Genomic DNA, 16,969 nt, shown 5'->3' on the forward strand with positions numbered 1-16,969 from the left:
CTTTGGAGGATGAAAGCATTGCCTTCCGGGAGTCCCAGTCTTTCACCAAGAGAACTCTATATTGGGACGTCAGGCACGAACGACAACTTGAAGAGTGGGCGGGGGAGATAGCCAGCGTAAACGCTGAGCAAGTACTAAAGGCCTGTGTGGGTTTGATGCTATATCAGATTCATCTTGGGGAAGGCGTCTCTGCATCTTAAGGCACCGGCACGGTGAGTGTGTCGGACCCAGCCTCCTGCTTGTGCCCACGACTGCCCCGACTGCCATCCCGTCTGCCGTCGACCCACACCCTGTGGAGCAGGCGCGGTGCCGGGCGTCCAGGTGGAGCGCGCCACTGTACGAACGACCTGGACGCCCGGTGCCGTGTCTGCTCGGCTCTGCCTGGGTCGACGGCAGACGGGATGGGAGTCCCCACCGCCACGCCCCACCGGCCGGCACCCGCCCACGGGCCCCCTCCATCCCGGAGCCTGAGCGCCCCCGCTGGAGGCATCTTCTTTGACCCGCGGCTGCCCTCCGCGCTGCGCTTCTTCGGGTCAGCCGAGGGCTTCCAGGCCCAGTTTCGCCAGGCGTGACCTGATGGCGCTGGGCTTGCGGTCGAACTGCTCCCCGAGGGCGTCGAGGTCTCGCTCTCCTTGCTGGTAGAGGGCAAGGAGGCGCGTGTCGTCTTCCTGGGTCCAGGGCTGGCCCATCTTGGGGTAGCGGGCGCGGAGCTCTTCCGGCGATTCCCGCTGTCTGCCCGGGCCGGCCTGGGGGTGTATCGACTCAATGGCGCCGAGGGGGAAGCAGCCGACTTCGGTGCCAGTCAGCCAGAGGGCGAGGTGGTCGCTGTCGAAGGTGAGTCGGTCGGCGTGGATGGTCACCGCTCGCCGCAGGACGTCGCTGTCGTTCGGGTCCTGGTGGTAGTCGTTGAACGTGACGCGGAAGGCTGTCGGTGCTGCCGGGGTCTCCATGGGGCAAGCCTGCCCGGGCCCTCTGGTCGAGGGGGAGGTTGTTTCTCGCCTGCCCGCCGCACATAGCGCGCCGCCGGGCGGGGCCGCCGCTGGCGAAGACAGTGGCGGCGGCCCCGCCGTAAAGGCGGCGCGCTCCCGCGCCGTGCGCGGGTCTTGATGAAGTAGAGAAAGTCTTACCGCGCTTCCGGGCTTCGCTCGGCCTTGAACTCGCTCAGCAGGTCAAAGAACAGGTCGATGCCTGCCCTGCCGCTTGCCTCCGCAGCCTTCGTGATCTCGACGGCCCATCCCACGGGGCTGGCGTAGGTGTAGCCAAGTCGCGGCCACAACCATTCGGCGAACGGACCCTGGTGTTCGAAGTCCGTCATAGCCTCGGAGCCATGGATCTCGGATGCGACTCGGTAGCCGTACAGCATCGCCTGGAGCTCCAGGAGGGAACCGCCGCGCACGAACATCCCTGGCCGCAAGCGGACCTGGTCCAGGAAGTCATAGACGTCGCGCCATTCGCTGATGGGCTTCCGGGTGGTCATGCGGACGCCCCCAGGAGGTGGCGACCGTCATGGCTGCGGACGTGGGGGCCGTTTCCGTCCAGGGCGTCTAGGAGGCGGATCGCGTAGACCTCGGCCATGCGCTCCTCGACCTCAGCCGGCGTGAGCCAGTCGACCGCGGTCGACTCGTCTGAGGTTCGCTCGGTGCCGCCGGAGGGCTTGCAGCGGAAAACCAAGGCGACGATGCCGCGGGTGGTGTTCTTGTATACGCCCGTCAGTTCGTCCACCTCGACGTGGATGCCCGTCTCCTCCAGGACCTCGCGGGCTACGCCCGCTTCCGGTGCCTCGGTGAGTTCGAGGACTCCACCCGGGAGTTCCCACGTGCCGTTGTCCGCTCGGCGGATCGCCAGGAGGCGGCCGTCTTCCCGCACTACCGCTCCGGCCACGGACACGGAGTGGAGTGGCGTTGACTTTGTTCCCGCGCTCCCGTTACTCATGTACAGGAGCATATGAGAGTGGGTAGGACTGTGGGAACTCCAGCAGGAGCTGGCAGGGCCGTACCTCGGTACGTGCAGATCGCGGACGAGATCGTCCAACAGATCCGGTCTGGCGTCCTCAAGGCCGGCGACATGGTGCCCAGTGAGTCCGAGCTCGTCGAGCGGTACGGGGTCGCCGGCGGGACCATCCGTAAGGCCATGGTGGAGGTACGGGCCAGTGGGCTCGTCGAGACCCGGCACGGCAAGGGGTCGATCGTTAAGGACCGGCCTCCTGTGCGGCTTCGGTCCTCGGATCGGTTCCGCGCTTCTCACCGGCGGGGCGGTAAGGCTGCTTACCTCGCCGAGTCCGAGCAGGCTGGCGCCACGGCCAAGGTGAGCGTCCTCTACATCGGGCCCATGGAGGCGCCTGCGGACATCGCTGAGCGGCTCGGCGTCGACGCCGGGACCCAAGTGCTCGCGCGACGGCGGCTGTACTTCCGGAACGGGACTCCCGTCGAGACCGCCTCGTCGTACCTGCCTTGGGACGTCGTGAAGGACATCCCCGAGCTGTTCGCCGAGAACCCCGGCCCCGGCGGCATCTACGCCCGGCTCGAAGACCACGGCCACACCTTCGCCGAGTTCGTCGAGACGCTTCAGGCTCGGCCTGCCTCGAAGGCCGAAGCGTCGGAGTTGGCCCTTAGTCCTGGTGCCTCCGTGGTGCACCTGCTGCGAGATGCCGTAACGAAGAAGGGGCGGGTCGTGGAAGTCTGCGACACGCTCATGGCCGCTGACCAGTTCGTCTTCCAGTACCGGATCCCCGCGACCGACTGACGCACGCTCAACTTCCCTCGACCCGCTGCGGTTTCCTTCCGCGGCGGGTTGACTCATGTACAGGAGTGGGGCACTCTTCTTCATGTCACTCCTATATAGGAGTGAACGAGCCCAACCTCTATAGAGGAGTGATCCACTGTGCGTCAGATCCCCGTCGACACGTCCGCCGCGATGGTGATGGTGGCCCAGCCCCCGGCTCCGAAGATCGCGAACCGGCAGACCGGCGAGATCGCCACCGACCGGGACACCGGTGCCCCGCTGATGACCGTCGACGTCATGTTCGTCATGGACGGGAACGCCGAGATTCTCAACCTGACCGTGCCCAAGACCGGCATCTCCGAGGAGTTGTCCATGGGCACCCCGGTCGCCCTGACCGGGGTCGTCGCCCGGCCCTGGGAGAACGAGTTCAACGGCCAGAAGCGCCACGGCATCAGCTTCCGCGCGGTCGCCGTCACCTCGCTCGCCACCGCGAAGGTCGGCTGACCCATGACCGCCTTAACGGTCACCCTCGCCCTGGTCGCCACGGTCGCGCTGCTGCTGCGGTGGCAGCGTCCGGCCTGGTACTGGATGAGCTTCGGCGTCGTCTTCGCCGTGGTGCGGATCCTCGCCCGGTACGCGTCGGTCATGGACGCGTGCGGGCTGACCGTCCCGCCCTCGCGCTGGCGCCTGGCGCTGGCCCGGATGACCCGCCAGCCCATCCCCGAGTCGCGGGCGCCCCGGGTCCTGCGGCTGCGGCCGACACGTACCGGGCTCGTACTGCGGGTGAAGCTGCGTCCCGGTCAGGACGCGTTCGACTTCTCCGCCGCCTCGGACCGGCTCCGGCACTCGTTCGTCATGCAGAACGTCACCGCCCGGGAGGTCCGTTCGGGTGTCGTCGAGCTGCGGATGACCGGGTACGACGTCCTCAAGCGGGTGCAGATGCCTGCGGCCACCCGTGGTGGGGTGATGCGGGTTCCGGTCGCCATGCGGGAGGACGGAGAGGTCTACTACCGCGACTACCGCCAGACCCCGCACGCGCTGAACGTCGGTGCCACCCAGTCCGGGAAGTCCGTCTATCAGCGCAACCTCGTCGCCGCGCTCGCCACGCTGGATGTCGCCCTCGTCGGGATCGACTGCAAGCAGGGAGTCGAACTCGCCCCACTCGCACGGCGGTTCACCGCCCTGGCCGATAACCCTGATGCAGCTGCCGACCTCCTCGACGCCCTCGTCGAGCACATGGAGGGCGTCTATCAACTGATTCGACGCGAGCAGAGATTGAGTGCAGACCTGCCGGATGCGGAGATCACCGCCGACATCTGGGACCTCCCCAACCACCTGCGTCCGACCCCGATCGTCCTGCTCGTCGATGAGGTCGCCGAACTCGCCCTGTTCGCAACGAAGGACGAGGAGAAGCGACGGGACCGGATCATCACCTCTCTCGTCCGGCTCTCCCAGCTCGGCCGCGCCGCCGGCATCTACCTGGAAATCTGCGGGCAGCGCTTCGGCTCCGAGCTCGGCAAGGGCATCACCATGCTCCGGGCCCAGCTCACCGGCCGCACCGCCCACCGCGTCAACGACGAGACCTCCGCCAACATGGCCTTCGGCGACATCGCCCCGGACGCCGTCCTCGCCACGGTCCAAATCCGCACCGACCGACCCGGCACCGCTGTCGCCGGCGACTCCTCCGGCGGGTGGGTCCGCATCCGCACCCCGTACCTCACGCTCCGGCGAGCCGTGAACATCGCGAACTCCCACGCTCACCGCACGCCCGAGATCCTCGCGCTGGACGCCTTCCGGCCCGTCCTTCCGCCCCTGGGCAAAGCCGCGGCTCCCTCGACCGTCACGGCTCCTGCGATCGCCTGAATCCCCTCGCTCCACGGCGCGTGACCGCTTCACGCCAGGTCCCTACCCCGCCCATGCCCGAAACCCGAAGGAGGACCCTCCGATGCGTCCCATCCGCCGACCGGACGCCGTCCTCGTACAAGCCGCGATCGCCGGCGCCCTGTCCTTCGCTCACCTCCACGACCTGGCTGCGGCTGCCGGACAGTCCGGTTGGAAGGCGTGGGCCTACCCCGTCTCCGTGGATCTCCTGCTCGTCGCCACCTGGCACCGGCTGCGGACCTCGCGGGCCGCCGGCAAGCCTGCCCGCTCGGCCTGGACCTGGTTCATGGTCGCCCTGTCCGCGTCGCTCGGTGCGAACGTCGCCACCGCCGGACTCCTCGACCTCGGCCACGTTCCCGCCTGGCTGCGCATCCTCGTCGCCGGGTGGCCCGCCCTCGCCTTCCTCGGCGGCACCCTCCTTGTCCACTCCCCCGGGCATCCAGCTGTTGCCGCACAGGCCGAACTCGGCACCACCACCGAGCAGCCCCCAGCCGTGGACGCGGTCATCGAGCGGGATGACGTAGCCGAGCCGGAGCCGGAGATCGACGCCGTACCGGCCCTCCCCTTCCCAGAACCGGAGCCAGTTCCGGACTCGGTACCAGAGCCCGAACCCACCCCCGTCGCTGTACCGCCGGCGCTCGTCGCTCACGCCCGCAAGGTCGCCGATGACTACCGCGCTCGTACCGGCTACCCGATCGATTCCGAGACCCTGCGCGCCCGCCTCGGCGTCCCGCCCCTGATGGCCAACGCCATCGCCGCCCAGCTCGCCTGAAGGGAGACCCTCATGGCCCCTCGCGATCACTTCCACTCCGTGATGCGGATCGGCCCGGTGCAGATCGGCACTCACCGCGACCGTCACGGCCGCACCAAGTACGCCGCGGTGTGTACGGCCGACGGCTGCGGCTGGTCCGCCGAGTACTCCAGCTCCTCGGCCGCCCAGCTCGCCGCCCGCACGCACCGCTGCAAGCCCCGCTGACCCCAAGGAGATCTGCGTCATGGACGTCCCGCTCTGGCTCGCCCTGATCGTCGTCGGCGGCCTCGGCATCAAGCTCATCCGCCCACCCTGGTGGCTCGTCGCCGTGATCCTCCTCGGCGGCTACCTCCTCGCCGACAGCGTCCTCGCCCCGCTCATCGACACCACGATCAACAAGTAGGGAGAACCGCCATGTTCCAGCCGCGCATCCCGGTCAACCCGCTTCCGACCGGCCTCGTCACCCCGCTCGTCCAGCCGACCGTGACTGCCGAGATCGTGCCCCATCACACCGCCGACGCGGTGGCCTGCAACCACCACCACGCCCCCGCCCCTGCCCCTGCCCCCGCACAGTCCCCGGCCGTGCGCCTCACCCCGGGCGGCCTGGCCATGGTCGTTGCCGGTGGCACCGGTGCCGTCCTGGTCGTCGGCACGGTCCTGGTCTCCATGCTCCTCGCCGTCGCCATCAGTGCCGCGTCGGTCGCCGTGTGCGCCGTCGTCCTGCGCTCGCTCCTCAACAGCCAGCAGCGGCGCCGCTAGTCGGGCCTCCGGGCGGCTCAACCGCCAAGTCTCCGCCGCCCGGAAGCCCCGCTCCTACCCAGCTCGCAGAACCAGAAGGAAGCACTCCATGATGACCGTCCCAGCCGCCTCGTCGGCGGGATTCGACACCGCCACCCTGGGCGACATGCTCCGGATGGCCGGATCCCCCGACTTCGACCGCTGGAAGGAGCAGATCCACCGCACCGGCGGCTGCTCCCACCCCGTCCACCTCCAGGGCTGGACCCTCACCCGCGACAAGACCACCGGCGAGACCCTCCACCGGTACTCCACCGACACCGAGCCTGGCAGCCGTCTCCGGATCGCCTGCGGCAACCGCCGGGCCTCCCGCTGCCCCGCCTGCGCCTGGACCTACGCGGGCGACACGTACCACCTCATCCGCGCCGGCCTCGCCGGAGACAGCGCCCGGGACATCCCCGCCACCGTCCGCGAGCACCCCCGCGTCTTCCTCACCCTCACCGCCCCGTCCTTCGGCCCGGTCCACAACCGCCCCGGTGCCCGGCCCTGCCGCTGCGGGGCCCGCCACTCCGAGGACGACACCGCCCTCGGCACGCCGCTCGACCCCGACTCGTACGACTACGCCGCCGCCGTCCTCTTCAACAACCACGCCGGACAGCTCTGGCAGCGATTCACGAACCGCCTTCGCCGGGAAATCGCCGCCACGGCCGGCCTCTCGCAGAGGGAGCTGAAGGCCGTCGCTCGGATCGCGTACGGGAAGGTCGCCGAATTCCAGAAGCGAGGCGCCGTCCACTTCCACGCCGTCGTCCGCATCGACGGCCCGGACGGTCCCGACTCCCCGCCGCCGTCCTGGGCCACCACCGAACGCCTCACCGACGCCATCCGCGCCGCCGCCACCCACGCGTACACGACCGTCACCGTCCCCGCCGCTGGCGATCAGCCGTTACGTAGCCTCCGCTGGGGCACCCAGCTCGACATCCGGCCCGTCAAGGCCTTCGGCGACGGCTCCGACATCACCGAGCAGGCCGTCGCCTCCTACATCGCCAAGTACGCCACCAAGGCCGCCGAGACCACCGGCAGCCTCGACCGCCGCATCGGCAACCGCGAGGCTCTCGTCCTCCTCGGAGTCCCCGACCACACCCGCCGCCTCGTCGAAGCCTGCTTCGACCTCGACCCGCTGTACCCGGAGCGGCGCCTCCTCGCTTGGGCTCACATGCTCGGCTTCCGGGGCCACTTCTCCACCAAGTCCCGGCAGTACTCCACCACCCTGAGCGAGCTGCGCCAGACCCGTGCCGACTACCGCGCCGCCCAGGAACGCACGGCCCGCGGCCTCGACGACATCGAGCCGGAAACCGTCCTCGTCCTCACCTCCTGGGCCTACGCCGGCCAGGGTCACTCCCCCGGTGAGGCCGCCCTCGCCGCCTCGATCGCCCGGGACATCCAGCTCAACCGTGAGACCGCCCGCGAAGCCCTGCGCGACCAAATCGCCCTGGAAGGAGCTGCGACATGACCACCGCCACCCCTGAGCTGCTGACCGTGCCGGAGGTCATGGCACGCCTCAAGCTCGGTCGCTCGACCGTCTACGACCTCATCCGGTCCCGCCGCCTGGTCTCCCTCACGATCGGCCGGTCGCGCCGCGTCCCCGCCGACGCCATCCGGGACTTCATCGACAACCAGATCGAGGAGGCCGCCTGATGGCCACCCAGCGCAAGCGCAACCCCAACGGGGCCGGCACCATCACCCAGCGGTCCGACGGCCGCTATCAGGCTGCCGTCTACGTCCTCCAGCCCGACGGCACACGGGCCCGGAAGTTCACCTACGGCAAGACCTAGGCCGAGTGCGACGCCAAGCGCCGCGCGCTCCTCGACAAGGTCGACAACGGCGTTCCCGTCCCGACCCGTTCGATGAAGCTCTCAGAGTGGCTGCCGTACTGGCTGGACAACATCGTCAAGCCGCGCCGCAAGAAGACCACCGCGGCCAAGTACGAGGTGCACGTCCGGCTCTACCTCGTCCCGATGCTCGGGTCCAAGCGGCTGGAATCCCTCGGCGTCGCCGACGTCCGACGCTTCCTCGTCCAGTTGGAGAAGAAGACCAGCGCCGCCACCGCCAAGGAGTCGCACCGCGTCCTGCGCACCGCCCTCACCGCCGCCTGCCGTGAGGAGCTGGTGAGCCGGAACGTCGCGACGCTCGTCGAGCCGCCGACCGTCGCCGCCCGGGAGCTCTCCCCCTGATCCCTGGACGAGACGCTCGACTTCCTCGCCGCCGCCCGGAAGGACCCGCTGTACGCCGCCTTCGTGCTCGCCATCGCCCTCGGCTTCCGCCGCGGGGAGGTCGTCGGCCTCCGCTGGGAGAACGTCGACCTCGACAAGCGGGAGATCCGGGTCAGGACGCAGCGGCAGCGGGTCGCTGGTGAGGTGTACGAGGACGACCCCAAAGGGCGCCGACGCAAGCAAACGCTTCCCCTCCCCGCGATCTGCGTCGCTCCCCTGCGGTGGCAGCGTCTCAAGCAGGCCGCCGCCCGCGAGCGTGCCGGGGAGAAGTGGACGGAGACCGGGTACGTCTTCACCACCCGCACAGGCCAGCCCATCGAGCCGCGCAACCTCTACCGCTCGTTCACCCGCGTCGCCAAGAACGCCGGTCTCCGCGTCGTCCGGCTCCACGACGCCCGGCACGGTACGGCGACGCTCCTGACCGCCGCCGGCGTCCCGCCCCGCGTCGTGATGGAGATCCTCGGCCACAGCCAGATCGCCGTGACGATGAACGTCTACACCCACGTCGTCCAGGACACGCAGCGCGAGGCCGTGAGTCACATCGATCGGCTGCTCAGGAGCCGTCCCCGGTCGTGAGTGACCACCCGCGTTGATGTCAGAAGTGGATGTCAAAGGCCCCCAGCCATGATCGGCTGGGGGCCTTTGCACTGGTGGGCGCGGACGGTTTCGAACCGCCGACATCTGCTTTGTAAGAGCAGCGCTCTACCCCTGAGCTACGCACCCGTGGAAGAGGCAACAGCCTACATGGCTCGGGGGTGGGTGCTGCAAACCGATGGGGGGTGGGGGGGGTAGCCCCACCTGGGGAGGGTGGGTTGCCGGATCGTGGGGTGGGGTGGGGGGTCGTAGCGTCGGGGGGTCGTTGGGTCGGTTTCGGGGGGTGGATCGTCATGGGTGCAGGTCGTCTGGTCCGGGTGGTGCTCGTTTGTGGGGTTGCTGTGCTGGCGTTGGCGGGGTGTGGGGGCGCTGGTGTCGAGGGGGCTCCGGTGGAGCGGAGGGTGTTCGCGTTCGAGGGGGACGCGCTTACCGTCGACTCGGACAACTCCGAGCTGGTGATCACGCCCGCTGACATCGAGGACGTACGGGTGGAGCGCCAGGTCGACGGGTGGGTGTTCATGGGGTCGGGGCCCGAGGCGAGCTGGAAGCTGGTGGACGGGCGGCTCACGCTGCGGGTGGAGTGTGACGGGGTGGCGGCCGGCTGCGGGGCGGTGCACCGGATCCGGGTGCCCCGTCGCGTCGCCGTCACCGTCGAGGACGGCAACGGGGGCGTCACCGCCGAGGGCTTCGCCACTCCCCTGACGGTGCGGTCCGACAACGGGGACGTGCGGGTGCGGAAGGCCGGCGGGGTGCTCGATCTTGGGAGCGGCAACGGGGACGTGCGCGTCGAGGACTCCGTCACGTCGCCCGAGCTCTCCGTGCGGTCCGACAACGGTGACGTGCGGATCACCCTGGGTGCCGTCCCCCGCAAGGTCGACGTGGTCACCGACAACGGCGATGTCACCGTCGAGGTGCCGAGGGCCGAGTACGCCGTGGCCGGCTCCAGCGACAACGGTGACGTCCGTCTCGACGTGCCCCGCCGGGACGGGAGCCCCCGCTCCGTGAGCCTGCGCAGCGACAACGGGGATGTCACCGTCCGCACGCTGAACTGACCGGGCCGTGTGTTCGTCCTTACCGGGTGGGAGAATGAACCGGACCGGGCACGGCGGACACAGCACGGGGAGTAGTACGTGGCGGCGAGTGACGTGAGGGGCACATCGACGCCCGGGGTGTCCGCGTTCCGGTTGGCCCTCGCGTTGCCGTTGCTGGTCGGCGCGCTGCTGCCGCACGCCGTCGCGGGCGGCGGGACCCGCCGCTGGTTCGGCGGGCGCGGGGAGGGCCAGCGGGCCGAGGCCCAGGCCGCCAAGGACGCCGCAGCCGCCGCCTTCTACGAGCTCGACACCGCGCAGCGCGGACTCCGCATCTCCATCGAGACGATCACCGCGGTCGACAGCTCCCCCGAGGCGCGTCGGGCCGTCGAAGGGTTCGAGGCCCTCGGGCGGCGGATCGACGAGGTCAGTCACGTCTACATCGGCGCCGTCGACGCGCATGATCTCGATCGGGACGAGCTCGACGCCGGTACCGCTTCCCGGGCCCGTGCGGAGCTGACCCGTGCCAAGGAGGAGCTCGACCGCGTCAAGGGCGAGTTGGACCGGTTCGAGGAAGGGCTCGCCCCGCTCCTCGGGCGCGCCGAGACCCAGCTCGCGCGGCTCGCGCCCGCCGTCGAGCGGGCCCGGCAGGCGCTGCGAGGTGCGAGCGGCGCCCTGGAGGTCGTACGCGAGCGTGGGCTGCGCGCCGATGACCTGGCCGCGCGGCTCGCCGCGCTCGGGCCCGAGCTGACCCGGCTCAACGAGGGCGCCGGGCGGCACGGCGTGCCCGAGACCCTGCAGCGGGCCGACCGGGTGCTGCGGGACGCCGAGGCGGTGCGCGCCGGGGCCGAGCGGCTGCCGGAGCGGGCCGCCGAGATCGACCGGCGCCTGGTGTCCCTCCGGACCCGTACCGAGGCGCTCACCACGCGTACCGGTGGCATCGAACCGGTCCTGTCCGAGCTGCGCCGTCGGTTCTCCGCGGCCTGCTGGCAGGACCTCCAGCACGTTCCCGAGCAGGCCGGCGAAACGCTCCGGCAGGCCACGGAGCGGCTCGCCGAGGCCGGGAAGGCGCGGGCCGAGCAGCGCTGGCCCGACGCGACCTCGCTGCTGTCCACGGTCCGCGCGCTGCTCGACTCGACCGACGAGGCCGTCTCGGCCGCCGGTGAGCGGCTGCGCCGTCTGGACGCCGTCGCGAAGGACCCGACGGCGGAGGTCGACCGCACCCGCTTCGCGATACGGGACGCCCAGCGGCTGGCCATGGCGGGCCGGAACACGCCCGACCCGCGCCATGCCCGGCCCCTCGACGAGGCCGTCGCCCGGCTCGACCGGGCCGTGGGCTCCCTGGAGGGCCGTCACCCGGACTACTGGCACTTCCTGACCGAGCTGGAGGCCGTCCGCGCCTCCGCCGCGCACGTCGTCGGCCTGATCCGGGAGGAGCGGGGCGCGGGCCACTGATGCCGGGCGCATCCCGCCGTTAGCCTGTCCCCATGCCTCGTTACGAATTCCGCTGCCGCACCTGCGGTGACACCTTCGAGCTCAGCCGTCCGATGGCCGAGTCCTCCGCCCCCGCCTCCTGCCCCGCCGGGCACGACGACACCGTGAAGCTGCTGTCAGCCGTTGCCGTCGGCGGCAGCAGCACCGCCGCCCCCGCCCGGAGCGCGGGTGGCGGCGGTGGCGGTGGCTGCTGCGGCGGGGGCTGCTGCGGCTGACCCCGGCCGGAAAGGGAACGGACCGGATCCCCGGGAGGTCGTCTCTCGGGGATCCGGTCCGTTCCCGGCGCCTGCTGCCCGGTAACGCTGGTTCTGCGGAGGGTGGCGTGGGACGCGGCCGGCCCCCGAGGGGTCAGCTCCTGGCGGCGGCGCGGAAGCGCCGGAGGATCTCCTCGCCGGCCGCGACGCCGCGTTCCGCGAGGACGTCGAGGTGGGGGGCGGTCCAGTCGCTGTCGGCGAGTTCGCCGTGGCCGGGACGCCAGGCCCGGTCGGCGGCGAGGAGCAGGTCGGCGTCGAGGAGGGAGTCGCCCGCGGCGAGGGTGAGGGTGGCGCCGATGCGGCGGGCGACCTCGCGGACGGCCGCGCTCTTGGTGAGCGGCTTGGGGACGGCGTACACCTTGCGGCCCTGGAGGGAGACGGTCCAGCCGCGCTCCCCGGCCCAGTCGCCGAAGCGTGCCAGCCAGTCCTCGGGGAGCCGTTCGCGCTCGACGACGAGGTAGGCGAACAGGTCCTCGGCCACCCGGTGCTTGCGCACCCAGGACAGGTCGGTGGTCGCGGTGAGGTAGGCGCGGATCTCGGAGAGCGGCGCGCACTCGTCGGCGAGCCGGCCCAGTACGGAGGCGTGCCAGTCGCCGTCGGAGACGCCGTCGACGAGGATGTGCCCGCCGTTGGCGCAGATCGCGTACTTCGGTGCCGTGCCCGGGAGTTGGATGCGCTGGTACTGCTTGCGCGTCCGGGTGGTGGTGGGGACGAAGACGGTCTCGGCGGTGAGCCGGGCGAGGAGGTCCGCCGCTTCCTCGGTCATGTAGGAGAGCGGCTTGGACTCGTGGACCTCGACGCAGAGCAGCCGGGGCGCCTGGGCGTCGGGCATGCCGAGGGAGAGGGCCGCGGTCGAGTAGATGAGGGTGCGGTCGAGGTCGCTCGCGACCAGGGTCGTACCCACCCCGGTGCTCGCGGGAGTGCCGGAGGGAGTGCCCATGGGCGTGGTCACAGGAGTGCCCATCGGCGGGGTCGCAGGAATGCCCGCGGCCGTGGTCGCAAGAGTGGTCGCGGCCGTGGTCACAGGCGTTCCCGCGGCCGTGGTCACAGGAGTGCCCGCGGTCGTGGTCGCAAGAGTGCCCGCGGCCGTGGTCGCAGGCGTGCCCGCGGCCGTGGTCGCAGGAGTGCCCGCGGCCGTGGTCGCAGGCGTGCCCGCGGCCGTGGTCGCAGAGGTGTTCGCGGGGGTGCTCACTGGGACACCACCGCCTTGCCGTCGGCGCCTGTCGCACCCCTTGTGTACTGGGGGTGGATCAGGCCGACGCAGCTGTACGGGAGTCCGTCGACCTCCTCGACCGGTACGCCGCGCTGCTCGGCGAGCAGGCGGACGTGGGCCAGGTCGGCGTCGGCGCCGCGCTTGGCGAGGATCTTCCAGGGGACGCGGCGGAGCAGGACCCGGGTGGTCTCGCCGACGCCGGGCTTGACGAGGTTGACGTCGTGGATGCCGTACTCCTCGCTGATCCGCTCGACGGCCGCCCAGCCTTCCCAGGTGGGGGTGCGGTCGGTGGCGAGGAGTTCCTTGACCTCGGTGTCGACGGTCTCGGCGACCTCGTCGAAGCGGGCGGCGACGGCGTCGAGGAAGTCCGCGGAGACGTCGGAGCCGGCCAGCTCGCGGTAGAACTTGGCGCCGTGGAAGTCGTCCGGTCCGACGAGGTCGGAGCGGAGCACCGTACGCGATATCAGGCCGGAGACCGTGGAGTTGAGGCAGGCGGAGGGGATGAGGAAGTCCTCGCGGGTGCCGTGGACGCGGACGCAGGAGCCGGGGTCGGCGAGGACGGCGATCTCCGGGTCGAAGCCGGTGATCCCCTCGGTCGCCTCGAACTCCTTGAGGGCGTCGGCGAGTTCGCGGGCGATGGCGCCCTTGCCGGTCCAGCCGTCGACGAACACGACGTCGGCCGGGTCGTGGTGGGCGGCGAGCCAGCGGAGCGCGTTGGCGTCGATGCCGCGGCCGCGCACGATGGACACGGCGTAGTGCGGGAGCTCGAGGTCGTGGCGGGCCAGCGCCCAGCGGCGCATGAGGACGCCGACGGGCGTGCCGGCGCGGGCGAGGGAGACCAGGACCGGGCGGCGGCCGGGCCGCTCCGCGAGGACGGTCTCGGTGACGGTGCCGACGGCACGGGCGATGCGGGCGGCGGAGCTCTCCAGGGCCGTGTGGAACAGCTCCTGGTAGCGCTCGCTGGGCTGGTACTCGACGGGGAGCGACTCGGCGTAGTGCGCGCCGCCGCTCTGGATGGCTTCCTCGCGTTCCTCGGTGGGCGCCTCCAACTCGACGTCCGAGAGGTCCTGGAGCAGCCAGCCGACCTCCTCGGGTGCGTACGACGAGAAGGCGGGGCCGCGGAGGGGCTCGGGCAGCATGGAGCTCCTTTCGGGAGCTTCGGAGACCGTGGGCGTGTACGGCGCGCCCGTGGGCGCGTGCGGGGTGGCCGTGGGCGTGTACGGGGTGCCCGTGGGCGTGGGCGGGGTCGCCGAGGACGTGTACGCGGTACCCGTGGGCGTGGGCGGGGTCGCCGTGGGCGCGTACGGGGTGGCCGAGGGCGTGTACGACGGGACGACGGCGAGGACGACGCGCGGGATGTGCGCGGCGAGCCGGGCGAGCAGGCCGTCCGGGGCGTGCAGGGCCGGGGTGTCGGCGGTGGAGTCGACGACCGCGACGACGGCGTCGAAGCCGGCGCCGGCCACGTTGTACGCGTAGCGCTCGCCGGGGCCGTCGGCGGGGTCGTCGTGGGCGGGGAAGACGAGGCGGGTGCGTATCGCGTACCCGGGGTCGTCGACGGCGAGTACGGGCGAGCGGGTGGTGGTGGAGTAGTGGACGTCGTGGCCCGCCTCCTCCAGGGCCGTGCCGAGCCGCAGCGGCGCGTACATCAGTTCCTCGAACCCGAGGACGAGCACCCGCGGCGCGGCGGGCGCCTGGCCCGACACGGCGGCCGGGCCGGACGCGGCGGCCGGGCTCGACACGACGGCCTGGCCGGACGCGGCGGCCTGGCCGGACACCGCGGCCTGGCCGGACACCGCGGCCGGGCCGGACGCGGCGGCCGGGGCGGGCAGGGCCTGAGCGATCCTGCCGGCCAGGGCGGGCAGGGCGGCCTCCAGGCAGGTGCGGTGCTCGGGCGTGAAGCCGTGCCGTCCGCCGTCGGGGAGGCCGTCGGGCCAGTCGAGCTCGACGCGTACGGGGGGCTCGCCGGAGGTCCGGGGCGGGGACGCGGGAGCGGTGTCCTGCCGCTCCTGGGCGGCGACGAGGGCCTGGCCCTTCTCCAGGACGCCGTCGGGGAGGCAGACGGTGCCGGTGGCGGCGGCGACGAGGTCGACGCGGGCGCCGATCTCGGCGGCGAAGGCGTCGAGGCGGCCGAGGTCGGCGTCGGAGCGCATGTCGACGAGGGCGACGACGACGTACCGGTCACGCGGGTAGCGCTCGTGGAGGGCCCGGACGGTGTTGAGGACGGTGTTGCCGGTGGAGAACTCGTCGTCGACGAGGACGAGGGGCCCGTCGCCGGCGAGGAGCTTGGGGTCCTCGGGCAGCAGCAGGTGCGAGGTGGCGTGGGAGTGGGACTCCTCGAAGCCGCCCGCGCGGGCGACGCCGGCCACCGGACGGCGGGTGGAGTGGAGGTACGGGGCGAGGCCGAGGCCGTCGGCGACGGCGTGCCCCAGGGCGGTGGCGGTCTCCGCGTAGCCGAGGACGACGGCGCGGGCGGCCTCCTCGTCGCCGAGGAGCGCCCGGACGCGCCGGCCCAGGTCGAGGCCGGAGCCGTACACGACCGAGGGGCGCTGCGGCACGTGCTTGCCGAGCACGCTGGAGACCAGCAGATGCGCCCGCTTGGGGTTGCGGCGCAGTGCGAGGCCCAGCAGGGCCGGCAGCTCCTCGTCGCCGATCAGTTCGACGCCCAGTCGCTCCGCGACCCACGTTCCGGTCCACACCACGTCGTCGACGTCCCTTCGTCAGCCGGCAAGTCCGGCGGTGAGCAGATCCACGAAGCCGACGTCCTCCTTGGCGACGCCGAAGACCTCGGCGCGCTGGAGGGTGCGTTCGGCCCACGCGCGATGCGGCTTCACTTCGTTCATCTTGTTCGTGTAGGCGGAGCGGAGCACTCCGCCGCCGCCCTGCTCGGGCCGCAGGATGTCCTGGGCGTCGCTCCACTCCTCGTGGCTGACCACGGAGAGGGCGTGCACCGGCACCACGTGGGTGGGGTGGATGCAGGTCTTGCCGAGGAGGCCGTTGGCGCGGTCGAGCTCGATCTCGCGGAGGAGGCCGTCGAGGTCGTGCTCGATGAGGGCGGTGCGCAGGTCCTCGGCGCTGCCCTCCAGGAAGGGGCTGCGGCGCAGCTGGGGCTTGAACATGCGCTCGCCGGGCCGGAAGTACTCCCAGACGGGTCCGGTGACGGTGAAGCCGGTGCCGTCGGAGCGGCCGAGGACGTTGACGACGTCGGCGATGACGTTGGCGACGATCTTGACGTCGTACGCGGTCATGTCGGGCGAGCGGCGCAGTCCGTAGGCGGAGCAGAAGTCGGTGACGCCGAGGCGCAGGGCGAGGACGCGGTCGCGGTACTTGTCGGTGATCGAGGCGATCCCGGCGAGGGTCTCGGCCCGGGTCTCCAGGTGGAGGAGCTCGGGGGACTCGAGGACGGGCATGGCGAAGAGGCGCCTGCCGCTGGTCCGCTCCGCCTGGGTGAGCGCTTCGAGGAAGGCGCGGCCGCGGGCCTCGGTGAACTTGGGCAGCACGAATCCGGACAGCAGCCGCACCGTGTCGCCGAGGCGGGCGACGAGGTCGGTGATCTGGCGCGGTTCGCGGACGCGGATGAAGAGCAGGGGTATGTCCGTGGCGGTGTCGGCGTCCGTCACGGTGTCTTCGGCCAGGTCGGCGAACTGGCGGACGAGGTTGGCCTCGCCTGCCTCGACGTCCCCGTCGCTGATGGAGTCCTCCAGGCAGAGCACCATGGAGACCACTCCGCGGGCCGCCTGCTTGCGCACGTCGTCGGCGAGCCGCGGCCGGGTGGCCGGGCTGTAGAGCGTGGCACCGAGCGCTACGGCGAGCGTGCGCGCGGGTGAGTCGGCCGTGAAGACGGCCGGCTCGCGGTGGAACAGCCCGGCCCGCGTTGCGGACGGGATGTGCCCGAAATGACGCATGTAAGTCCCCCGTCTGCCTCTCTGGGCGCTGACGACATGTGGCCGGTAATAGTACGTAGGTGCGGGTGTCCCTAGTTCCCACGGTGCATGAAATTCAGGTAACTCGTCAGCATCCGTCGTCTCGGC

General features: G+C 71.4%; 18 protein-coding genes, 1 tRNA gene and 1 pseudogene. 13 read left to right on the top strand and 7 right to left on the bottom strand.

What is annotated here, in order from left to right; translation table 11 throughout:
- Window positions 1–533: 533 nt before the first annotated feature.
- The 3 genes from AC067A_RS09915 to AC067A_RS09925 all read right to left on the bottom strand — a co-directional run bounded on the left by AC067A_RS09915 (window position 534) and on the right by AC067A_RS09925 (window position 1,944).
- Entirely contained in the window at window positions 534–950 is a 417-nt protein-coding gene (locus AC067A_RS09915) for a hypothetical protein (protein ID WP_478617074.1), read from the bottom strand.
- A 173-nt stretch (window positions 951–1,123) separates the two neighbouring features.
- On the bottom strand, window positions 1,124–1,477 hold the full coding sequence (locus AC067A_RS09920; protein ID WP_478617077.1) for a hypothetical protein: 354 nt from the start codon (window positions 1,475–1,477) through the stop codon (window positions 1,124–1,126).
- On the bottom strand, window positions 1,474–1,944 hold the full coding sequence (locus AC067A_RS09925; protein WP_478617079.1) for an NUDIX hydrolase: 471 nt from the start codon (window positions 1,942–1,944) through the stop codon (window positions 1,474–1,476). Before AC067A_RS09925 ends, AC067A_RS09920 begins: the two co-directional genes overlap by 4 nt.
- Between AC067A_RS09925 and AC067A_RS09930 the strand changes: the two genes are divergently transcribed.
- The 10 genes and pseudogenes from AC067A_RS09930 (at window position 1,945) to AC067A_RS09975 (ending at window position 8,934) form a co-directional block, all read left to right on the top strand.
- Window positions 1,945–2,742: a GntR family transcriptional regulator gene (locus AC067A_RS09930; protein ID WP_478617082.1), complete on the top strand. Its 798-nt coding sequence runs from the start codon at window positions 1,945–1,947 to the stop codon at window positions 2,740–2,742.
- A 138-nt stretch (window positions 2,743–2,880) separates the two neighbouring features.
- Window positions 2,881–3,225, top strand: a complete 345-nt coding sequence (locus AC067A_RS09935) for an SCO3933 family regulatory protein (RefSeq protein WP_123451908.1) — start codon at window positions 2,881–2,883, stop codon at window positions 3,223–3,225.
- Window positions 3,226–3,228: 3 nt separating this feature from the next.
- Window positions 3,229–4,584 carry an FtsK/SpoIIIE domain-containing protein gene (locus tag AC067A_RS09940; protein ID WP_478617086.1) on the top strand — a complete coding sequence of 452 codons (1,356 nt, stop codon included), beginning with the start codon at window positions 3,229–3,231 and terminating at the stop codon, window positions 4,582–4,584.
- Between the two features lie 82 nt (window positions 4,585–4,666).
- Window positions 4,667–5,374 carry a DUF2637 domain-containing protein gene (locus AC067A_RS09945; RefSeq protein ID WP_478617089.1) on the top strand — a complete coding sequence of 236 codons (708 nt, stop codon included), beginning with the start codon at window positions 4,667–4,669 and terminating at the stop codon, window positions 5,372–5,374.
- Between the two features lie 12 nt (window positions 5,375–5,386).
- On the top strand, window positions 5,387–5,578 hold the full coding sequence (locus AC067A_RS09950; RefSeq protein ID WP_017239105.1) for a mobile element transfer protein: 192 nt from the start codon (window positions 5,387–5,389) through the stop codon (window positions 5,576–5,578).
- Window positions 5,579–5,597: 19 nt separating this feature from the next.
- A complete protein-coding gene (locus tag AC067A_RS09955) occupies window positions 5,598–5,756 on the top strand; it encodes a hypothetical protein (protein ID WP_093876298.1) in 159 nt (52 codons plus the stop codon).
- Between the two features lie 11 nt (window positions 5,757–5,767).
- Entirely contained in the window at window positions 5,768–6,112 is a 345-nt protein-coding gene (locus AC067A_RS09960; protein ID WP_478617092.1) for a SpdD-like protein, read from the top strand.
- A gap of 88 nt (window positions 6,113–6,200) precedes the next feature.
- Window positions 6,201–7,598 (top strand): replication initiator protein RepSA, encoded by a 1,398-nt coding sequence (repSA, locus tag AC067A_RS09965; protein WP_478617095.1) that lies wholly within the window; start codon window positions 6,201–6,203, stop codon window positions 7,596–7,598.
- The gene (locus tag AC067A_RS09970; RefSeq protein ID WP_478617098.1) at window positions 7,595–7,783 is read left to right on the top strand and encodes a helix-turn-helix transcriptional regulator; all 189 of its coding nucleotides are present in this window, start codon (window positions 7,595–7,597) and stop codon (window positions 7,781–7,783) included. Before repSA ends, AC067A_RS09970 begins: the two co-directional genes overlap by 4 nt.
- Window positions 7,783–8,934 (top strand): annotated as a pseudogene (locus AC067A_RS09975) (tyrosine-type recombinase/integrase). Before AC067A_RS09970 ends, AC067A_RS09975 begins: the two are co-directional and overlap by 1 nt.
- Window positions 8,935–9,006: 72 nt before the next feature.
- On the opposite strand, the gene AC067A_RS09980 reads toward AC067A_RS09975, so the two are convergent.
- Window positions 9,007–9,081 (bottom strand) — tRNA-Val (locus AC067A_RS09980).
- Window positions 9,082–9,353: 272 nt separating this feature from the next.
- Between AC067A_RS09980 and AC067A_RS09985 the strand changes: the two genes are divergently transcribed.
- From AC067A_RS09985 to AC067A_RS09995, 3 genes are all read left to right on the top strand, one after another.
- Window positions 9,354–10,004, top strand: a complete 651-nt coding sequence (locus AC067A_RS09985) for a DUF4097 family beta strand repeat-containing protein (RefSeq protein WP_478617101.1) — start codon at window positions 9,354–9,356, stop codon at window positions 10,002–10,004.
- Window positions 10,005–10,121: 117 nt separating this feature from the next.
- Window positions 10,122–11,435, top strand: a complete 1,314-nt coding sequence (locus AC067A_RS09990; RefSeq protein WP_478617799.1) for a coiled-coil domain-containing protein — start codon at window positions 10,122–10,124, stop codon at window positions 11,433–11,435.
- Between the two features lie 32 nt (window positions 11,436–11,467).
- Window positions 11,468–11,689 (top strand): FmdB family zinc ribbon protein, encoded by a 222-nt coding sequence (locus tag AC067A_RS09995; protein ID WP_478617104.1) that lies wholly within the window; start codon window positions 11,468–11,470, stop codon window positions 11,687–11,689.
- 133 nt (window positions 11,690–11,822) lie between these two features.
- Here AC067A_RS09995 and AC067A_RS10000 read toward each other — a convergent pair whose 3' ends face one another.
- The 3 genes from AC067A_RS10000 to AC067A_RS10010 all read right to left on the bottom strand — a co-directional run bounded on the left by AC067A_RS10000 (window position 11,823) and on the right by AC067A_RS10010 (window position 16,843).
- The gene (locus AC067A_RS10000) at window positions 11,823–12,668 is read right to left on the bottom strand and encodes an HAD family hydrolase (RefSeq protein WP_478617802.1); all 846 of its coding nucleotides are present in this window, start codon (window positions 12,666–12,668) and stop codon (window positions 11,823–11,825) included.
- A gap of 248 nt (window positions 12,669–12,916) precedes the next feature.
- On the bottom strand, window positions 12,917–15,640 hold the full coding sequence (locus AC067A_RS10005) for a phosphoribosyltransferase (RefSeq protein ID WP_478617107.1): 2,724 nt from the start codon (window positions 15,638–15,640) through the stop codon (window positions 12,917–12,919).
- An 18-nt stretch (window positions 15,641–15,658) separates the two neighbouring features.
- Window positions 15,659–16,843 carry an HpcH/HpaI aldolase/citrate lyase family protein gene (locus tag AC067A_RS10010; protein WP_478617110.1) on the bottom strand — a complete coding sequence of 395 codons (1,185 nt, stop codon included), beginning with the start codon at window positions 16,841–16,843 and terminating at the stop codon, window positions 15,659–15,661.
- Window positions 16,844–16,969: the final 126 nt, after the last annotated feature.

This window comes from Streptomyces sp. NPDC043176 (genome assembly GCF_056436715.1).

Bases quoted from the DNA above. Each gene is read 5' to 3' on its own strand.
- AC067A_RS09995 (WP_478617104.1), top strand. From the start codon at position 11,468: ATGCCTCGTTACGAATTCCGCTGCCGCACCTGCGGTGACACCTTCGAG.
- AC067A_RS10000 (WP_478617802.1), bottom strand. From the start codon at position 12,668: ATGGGCACTCCCTCCGGCACTCCCGCGAGCACCGGGGTGGGTACGACC.
- AC067A_RS09970 (WP_478617098.1), top strand. From the start codon at position 7,595: ATGACCACCGCCACCCCTGAGCTGCTGACCGTGCCGGAGGTCATGGCA.
- repSA (WP_478617095.1), top strand. From the start codon at position 6,201: ATGATGACCGTCCCAGCCGCCTCGTCGGCGGGATTCGACACCGCCACC.
- AC067A_RS09915 (WP_478617074.1), bottom strand. From the start codon at position 950: ATGGAGACCCCGGCAGCACCGACAGCCTTCCGCGTCACGTTCAACGAC.
- AC067A_RS09950 (WP_017239105.1), top strand. From the start codon at position 5,387: ATGGCCCCTCGCGATCACTTCCACTCCGTGATGCGGATCGGCCCGGTG.
- AC067A_RS10010 (WP_478617110.1), bottom strand. From the start codon at position 16,843: ATGCGTCATTTCGGGCACATCCCGTCCGCAACGCGGGCCGGGCTGTTC.
- AC067A_RS09960 (WP_478617092.1), top strand. From the start codon at position 5,768: ATGTTCCAGCCGCGCATCCCGGTCAACCCGCTTCCGACCGGCCTCGTC.
- AC067A_RS09930 (WP_478617082.1), top strand. From the start codon at position 1,945: ATGAGAGTGGGTAGGACTGTGGGAACTCCAGCAGGAGCTGGCAGGGCC.
- AC067A_RS09945 (WP_478617089.1), top strand. From the start codon at position 4,667: ATGCGTCCCATCCGCCGACCGGACGCCGTCCTCGTACAAGCCGCGATC.
- AC067A_RS09955 (WP_093876298.1), top strand. From the start codon at position 5,598: ATGGACGTCCCGCTCTGGCTCGCCCTGATCGTCGTCGGCGGCCTCGGC.
- AC067A_RS09940 (WP_478617086.1), top strand. From the start codon at position 3,229: ATGACCGCCTTAACGGTCACCCTCGCCCTGGTCGCCACGGTCGCGCTG.
- AC067A_RS09925 (WP_478617079.1), bottom strand. From the start codon at position 1,944: ATGCTCCTGTACATGAGTAACGGGAGCGCGGGAACAAAGTCAACGCCA.
- AC067A_RS09920 (WP_478617077.1), bottom strand. From the start codon at position 1,477: ATGACCACCCGGAAGCCCATCAGCGAATGGCGCGACGTCTATGACTTC.